The following is a 6,589-nucleotide window of genomic DNA, read 5'->3' on the forward strand; positions in this document are numbered from 1 at the left end:
GTCGCCGGGCTGGCCGCGTTCGGCGCCGCCGGCGCGCCGCCGGCCCGCGCCGACGGGCACGGCTGGCAGGCCGACCCGGCCGTGGTGGCCCGCAACGAGGCCGAGCGGCCCGGGTTCATCTACGACGAGGCGGACGTGCCGCCCTACACGCTGCCCGACCCGCTGCGGAGGCTGGACGGCCGCCGCGTCACCTCCGCCGGTGAGTGGCCCGCACGTCGGGCCGAGCTGCTCGAGCTCTTCCGCGGACACGTCTACGGACGCCGGCCGGCCGCCGCCTCCCACGCCCGGCACCGGTTCCGCGTGCTCGAGGAGGACCCCTCGGCGATGGACGGCGCCGCCACCCTCAAGCGGGTGCGGATCAGCACCGACCACGGCGGCCGCACGCACGCGTTCGAGGTCGTCCTCTTCGTGCCCAACGCCGTCGCGGGTCCGGCGCCGGTGTTCCTGCTGCTCAACAACCGCGGCCCGGAGAACACCGACCCCACCCGCGCGACGATCTCCCCGTTCTGGCCGGCCGAGCAGGTGGTGGCCCGCGGCTACGCCATCGCCGCCCTGCAGGTCCGCGACCTCGCCCCCGACGACCCCGCCACCTTCACCGACGGCGTGATCGGGCTGTTCGAGCGCGAGGGGCGCACCCGTCCGGCCGACGCCTGGGCGGCGCTCTCGGCCTGGGGCTGGGGCGGCAGCCGCGCGCTCGACTACGTCGAGACCGACGACGACCTCGACGCCACCCGGGTCGCCGTGGTCGGGCACTCCCGCGGCGGCAAGGCGGCGCTCTGGGCGGGCGCGGAGGACGAGCGGTTCGCCCTGGTCGTCTCCAACGACTCCGGTGCCGGCGGTGCGGCGCTGAGCCGACGGATCTTCGGCGAGACGGTGGCCGAGGTCAACACCACGTTCCCGCACTGGTTCTGCCGCGGCTTCCAGCGCTTCAACGGGGCCGAGGACGAGCTGCCGGTCGACCAGCACGAGCTGATCGCGCTGCTGGCCCCGCGCGCGGTCGCCGTCGGCAGCGCCGACGAGGACCTGTGGGCCGACCCGCGCGGGGAGTTCCTCTCCCTGGCCCACGCCTCCCCGGTGTACGCCCTGTTCGGCGGCGAGCCGATCCCCACCGACGCCATGCCGGCCCTGGACGACCCGCTACGCGTCCTGCCGCGGCAGTACCACATCCGCCGCGGCGGCCACGACCTCACCACCCAGGACTGGGGCTACTACACCGACCTCGCCGACCGGCTCTGGGGCTGAGCCGACCGCCGGGGCAGCGGACCCTCCGGTGGCTCAGGCGTTGGCGGGCACGTCCTCCCAGTGCCCGCGCGCGTACGGCTCGGGGTAGCCGGCCTCGCGCCACGGCACCCCCAGCTCCGCGGCGGCCCGCAGCGGCCAGGACGGCTCGCGCAGCGCGACCCGGGCCAGCAGCACGACGTCGGCGTCGCCGTCGGTGAGCACCTGCTCGGCCTGGGCCGGGGTGGTGATGAGCCCGACCGCGCCGCTGGCCACCTCGGCCTGCTCGCGCACCTGGCGGGCGAAGGGCACCTGGTAGCCCGGGCCGACGGGGATGTCGGCGAGCACGTTGCCGCCGCTGGACACGTCGACCAGGTCGACCCCGCGCTGGCGCAGCTGCCGGGAGACGGCGACGGTCTGCTCGGCGTCCCAGCCGCCCTCGGTCCAGTCGGTGGCCGACAGGCGCACCAGCACCGGCTTGTCGGTAGGCCAGACGGCGCGGACGGCGTCGACCACCTCCAGCAGCAGCCGGCTGCGGCCGGCCAGGTCGCCGCCGTAGCCGTCGGTGCGGGTGTTGGTCAGCGGGCTGAGGAACTGGTGCAGCAGGTAGCCGTGGGCGGCGTGCACCTCGACGGTGTCGAAACCGGCCTGGTCGGCGCGGCGGGCGGCGTCGGCGAAGGCGGTCACCACCTCGGTGAGCTCGTCGGTGCCCAGCGCCTTCGGGGCGGTGTAGCCGGGGAAGGGCTGGTCGGTGGCCGAGCCGGTGGTCCAGCCGCCCTCGGTGGCAGGGACGCTGCCGGTGGGCTCGCCGGCGAAGCCACGGTAGGTCGAGGCCTTGCGCCCGGCGTGGGCCAGCTGGACGCCGATCGCCGCGCCCTGCTCGTGCACGAAGTCGACGACCCGGCGCCAGGCGTCGCGCTGCCGGTCGTCCCACAGCCCGGTGTCCTGGGGGCTGATCCGCCCCTCCGGGGTGACCGCGGTGGCCTCGGTGAGGATGAGACCGAACCCGCCGGTGGCGCGGGCGCCGAGGTGGACGAGGTGCCAGTCGGTCGGCACGCCGTCCTCGGCCTCCACCGAGTACTGGCACATCGGGGCCAGCCAGATGCGGTTGCGGACCGTCAGTCCGCGCAGGGTCAGGGGCTCGAAGAGTGCGCTCACGACCAGCGGCAACCGCCCGTCCCGGACGCCGATTCCGGGCCGCCGCGTCAGGTGCGTCACAGCCCCCGGGGTGCGAAGGGTCAGGTGGGGCGGGGGCCGGTGTAGACGCCGCGGAGCCGGAACCGCAGCGCCGGCTCGGCGTACTCCTCGAGCACGTGGGCGGTCCAGCCGGCCATCCGGGCGTGCAGGAAGATCGTCTCGGGCAGGTCGGCGTCCCCGCCGAGCAGGTGGGCGCCGAGGGCGAGGGCGAGGTCGACCGTGCGCGGCAGGCCGCGGCGCTGCCAGAGCCGGTCGCTGAGCCGCTCGGTGGCGGCCAGCAGCGGGTGGTCCACGGTGCGGGCGAGGTGCTCGACCAGCAGCTCGGCCCGCGGGTCCAGCGTCTCGTAGACGACGTGGCCGAAACCCGGCACGGCCTCGGCGTGCAGGCAGTGCGCCAGCGTGCCGGCCGGGTCGTCGAGCAGCCCGCCGAGCAGCGCGTGCACCCGGCGTCCGGCCGTCCCGTGCAGCGGGCTGTCGAAGGCGGCGAGTGCGGCGGTGAGGGCGCCGAAGGGGTCGGCGCGGACGCTGGCCGCCACCCGGGCGGCGGTGGTGGAGCCGGCCATGTCGTGGTCGGCCAGCAGGATGCAGGCCTGCTCGACCCAACGGGTGTCGGAGACCCCGAGGGCGGCGGCCAGCGCGGCGGGCAGGTCGCTGCCGGGCGGGTCCACCGGGGGCCGGCACACACCCTCGTGCGGCGGCACACCGGTTGCAGCATGGGTGCGGTCGCGCGGAGGTGCGTGCGGGGTGCCTCCCGGGCCCGGCACGAGGCAGGCGACGCTGGTCGCCATCACCCGTCCCACCGCGGCGGTGACGACCGACGGGTCGAGGTCGTGGCGGTCGGGGCTGTCGGCGGCCAGCACGCTGAGCAGCACCCGGACGCGGTCGGCCAGCGTGGCGGTGCCCGGCAGCAGGGCCAGCGCCCGGCGGACGGCGTCCACCGTCTGGGTATCGGTCTCGAACCGGGGCTCGACGCCCCAGAGCAGCGCGACCACCTCGGCGAAGGTGGACTCCCGGGCCAGCCGGACCACGTCGTACCCGCGGTAGCTCAACCGGTCGTGCTCGACCAGGGTCAGCGCGGTGCGGACGTCCTCGCTCAGCCCGGGCGGACGGCGCCGGGTGCCGCCGCCGGACGTCAGCGCCTCCACCTCCGCGAGTGGGAAGTAGCTCTCCCGGCGTCCCGGCAGGCGGCGTCGGCGCAGCACGCCGCGGCTGGCGTAGGCGTAGACGGTCTGCACCTTCACGCCCAGCCGCCGGGCCACCTGCTCGGCGCTGAGGTGGTCCACGCCGTCGATCCGCAGAGCGTCCACGGGGCTCATGCTGCCACCGCGCGGCCATCCGTCGACGTTGATCCGGTCAACGTTGACCACGGATCAACCTGGGCGGACGCTGACGGCATGACCGAGACACTGATCGCCCCGCCCGGGCTCAAGGGCGTCGTGGTGGCCGACACCGAGATCGGCGAGGTGCGCGGCGCCGAGGGCTTCTTCCACTACCGCGAGCACGACGCCGCCCGGCTGGCCGGCGAGCGGGGCTTCGAGGAGATCTGGCACCTGCTGGTGGACGGCCACCTGCCCGACCCGGCCGAGCTGGACGCCTTCACCGCCGAGGTCGCCCCGCTCCGGGCGCTGCCGCCGGAGCTGGCCGAGCTGGTGCCGGTGGTGGCCGGGTCCGGGCAGGAGCGCGACCTGATGCCCAGGCTGCGCACCTGCCTGTCCCAGCTCGGGGCGGTCGAGGGTTTCGCCCCGGTGTGGGGCGCGGACCGGGCGTCCGTGCGCGCCGACGTGCTGCGGGTGGCCGCGGTGGTGCCGACGCTGCTGGCCGCCCTGCACCGCACCCGGCAGGGGCTGGACCCGGTGGCGCCGGACCCAGGGCTGTCCGCCGGGGCGAACTGGCTGCGGATGGTCACCGGGGAGACGCCGACGGCGGAGGTGGAGCGGGCGATCGGCACCTACCTCGGGCTGACGGTGGACCACGGCTTCAACGCCTCCACCTTCACCGCCCGCGTGATCACCTCCACCGGCGCCGACGTGGTGGCCGCGGTGTGCGGGGCGATCGGCAGCTTCACCGGCCCGCTGCACGGCGGGGCGCCGGACCGGGCGCTGGACGCCCTGGACGAGATCGGCACCCCGGACCGGGTGGAGCCGTGGGTGCGCGAGCAGGTGGCCGCCGGACGCCGGATCATGGGCTTCGGCCACGGCGTCTACACCACCGAGGACCCGCGCGCCCGGGTGCTGCGCGGGATCGCCGCCGAGCGCGGGGGCGAGCTGTACGAGTTCGCCGCCGCCACCGAGCGGACCGTGCTGGCGACCCTGGCCGAGCTGAAACCGGGCCGCCGGCTGGATGTCAACGTCGAGTTCTGGGCGGGCGTGGTGATGGAGCAGTGCGGGCTGCCGCGCTCGATGTTCACCCCCACCTTCACCTGCGCCCGGGTGGTCGGCTGGGGCGCCCACATCCTCGAGCAGGCCGCCGGCACCAAGATCTACCGCCCGCTCGCCCGCTACACCGGCCCCGAACCCCGCCGCTGACCGCGCTGCAACCGACCCCAGCGCCCGAGGCAACACCAACGCCCTGAGCCTGTCGAAGGGCCAGGTCCCCGCGCTTCGACAGGCTCAGCGCGCTGTGGTGGGGTCCGCGCTCGATTGAGGTGCGCGTCGTGGTCGCGCTCGAGGTGACCTGAGCGCTCGACCTGACCCCAACGCCCTGAGCCTGTCGAAGGGCGATCTCCCAGCGGGCACCCGCAGGTCAGCGACGGCGGCGTCGCTCCCGCCACGGCCGGAGGACGACGGCGAGCAGGGCACCGAGCACACCACCGAGGCCCGCCCCGAGGACGTTGTCGACGATGTCGGTGACGTCGCAGGCGCGTCCGATCCGGGACAGCTCGAGCTGGGTGATCTCGATCCCCACGGAGTAGGCGGCCAGCACCCCCAGCCCGAGCAGCGCCAGCAGCCAGCCGGCCCGCCAGCGGGTGGCGACCAGCACCAGGAACGCCCCGGCGGGCACGAAGAGGACGGTGTTGAGCATCCGCTGGCCGCCGGAGAAGAAGAGGAACCTGTCCGGCGCCGGACCGCCGTAGTCCAGCGAGCACACCTGCTGGGCCGTCTCCACCGGACGCTCCAGGTCGATGCCGTCCAGCGGCACCAGCGTGACGAGGGCGATCACCAGCAGCGACCAGAGCAGACCCGACCGGGCGAAGGCGGCCACCGTCCCGACCCGTCGGCGGGCCGCCACCGCGACCAGCAGCAGCACGACGCCGAGCACCAGGGCGCCGAGCACCATGGTCGCCGTCCCCGCGAAGCGCTCGATCACGCCGGTGAGCGTATCTGCGGGGGCGCCGGCCCCGGCGCCCCCGACCGGGACGACCGACCCCGGGCCGGACGTCCACGACCGGGGGCCGAGAGCCGGCGCCCAGCCGTGGCCCCGGGTCAGACCGGCTCGGGCTCGACCACCACCAGCTGCTGGGTGGCGCGGGTCATCGCCACGTAGCGGTCGACCGTGCCGGCCACGTCGCAGCCGAAGGAGGCCGGGTCGAGCAGCACCACCAGGTCGAACTCCAGACCCTTGACCTGGTCCGGCGCGAGCGCGCGCACCCGGTCCCGCGCCCGGGCCGGCACCTCCACGCCGTCGGTCCCGATCAGGCAGCCGGCGCCCTCGGGGTGCTCGGCCAGCCAGCGGTCGAGGACGTCGGTCAGCTCGGCGGGGGTGGCGTGCCGCACCGGCAGTCCGCTGCTGCGGATCGAGGTCGGCACGTTGGCGTCGGGCAGCACCGTGCGGATCACCGGCTCGGCCTCGGCCATCACCTCCTGCGGTGTGCGGTAGTTGACGCCGAGGGGGGCCCGCCGGACGTCGTCGAAACCGACCCGCCGCAGCCGCTCCTCCCACGACTCGGCGAACCCGTTCCGGGCCTGGGCCCGGTCGCCCACGACGGTGAAGCTGCGCGACGGGCAGCGGCGCAGCAGCATCTGCCACTCGGCGTCGGTCAGCTCCTGCGCCTCGTCGACGACCACGTGGGCGAACGGCCCGGCGAGCCGGTCGGGCCCGGCCTCCGGCACCGCGCCGTCGTCGACGAGGGCGTCGCGCAGGTCCTGCCCGCGCAGCATGATGAGGCTGCTCTCGGGGTCGTCGTCGGCCTCGAGGATGTCCTCGACGACCCGGTCCATGACGGCGCGGTCGGCGG

At 75.6% G+C, this 6,589-nt stretch carries 5 protein-coding genes and 1 pseudogene; 2 read left to right on the forward strand and 4 right to left on the reverse strand.

The window, feature by feature from the left end; genetic code table 11:
* The coding region (locus DVA66_RS15280; RefSeq protein WP_198671806.1) for a glucuronyl esterase domain-containing protein at positions 1-1,242 on the forward strand (1,242 nt) is incomplete at its 5' end.
* Between the two features lie 33 nt (positions 1,243-1,275).
* Here DVA66_RS15280 and DVA66_RS15285 read toward each other — a convergent pair.
* On the reverse strand, positions 1,276-2,376 hold the full coding sequence (locus tag DVA66_RS15285; protein WP_198671807.1) for an NADH:flavin oxidoreductase/NADH oxidase: 1,101 nt from the start codon (positions 2,374-2,376) through the stop codon (positions 1,276-1,278).
* Between the two features lie 80 nt (positions 2,377-2,456).
* The gene (locus DVA66_RS15290; protein ID WP_232821986.1) at positions 2,457-3,722 is read right to left on the reverse strand and encodes a citrate/2-methylcitrate synthase; all 1,266 of its coding nucleotides are present in this window, start codon (positions 3,720-3,722) and stop codon (positions 2,457-2,459) included.
* 87 nt (positions 3,723-3,809) lie between these two features.
* Between DVA66_RS15290 and DVA66_RS15295 the strand changes: the two genes are divergently transcribed.
* Positions 3,810-4,940 carry a citrate synthase gene (locus DVA66_RS15295; protein WP_114560857.1) on the forward strand — a complete coding sequence of 377 codons (1,131 nt, stop codon included), beginning with the start codon at positions 3,810-3,812 and terminating at the stop codon, positions 4,938-4,940.
* 217 nt (positions 4,941-5,157) lie between these two features.
* Here the strand turns inward: DVA66_RS15295 and DVA66_RS15300 are convergent, their stop codons facing one another.
* Positions 5,158-5,721: a VanZ family protein gene (locus DVA66_RS15300; RefSeq protein WP_157974042.1), complete on the reverse strand. Its 564-nt coding sequence runs from the start codon at positions 5,719-5,721 to the stop codon at positions 5,158-5,160.
* Positions 5,722-5,837: 116 nt separating this feature from the next.
* Positions 5,838-6,589, reverse strand: a pseudogene (locus DVA66_RS15305) (AAA family ATPase); the annotation flags it as partial.

Source organism: Desertihabitans aurantiacus, assembly GCF_003344635.1.
GTDB lineage: Bacteria > Actinomycetota > Actinomycetes > Propionibacteriales > Propionibacteriaceae > Desertihabitans > Desertihabitans aurantiacus.

Coding starts and splice junctions, on each gene's coding strand:
- DVA66_RS15295 (WP_114560857.1), top strand. CDS start 3,810: ATGACCGAGACACTGATCGCCCCGCCCGGGCTCAAGGGCGTCGTGGTG.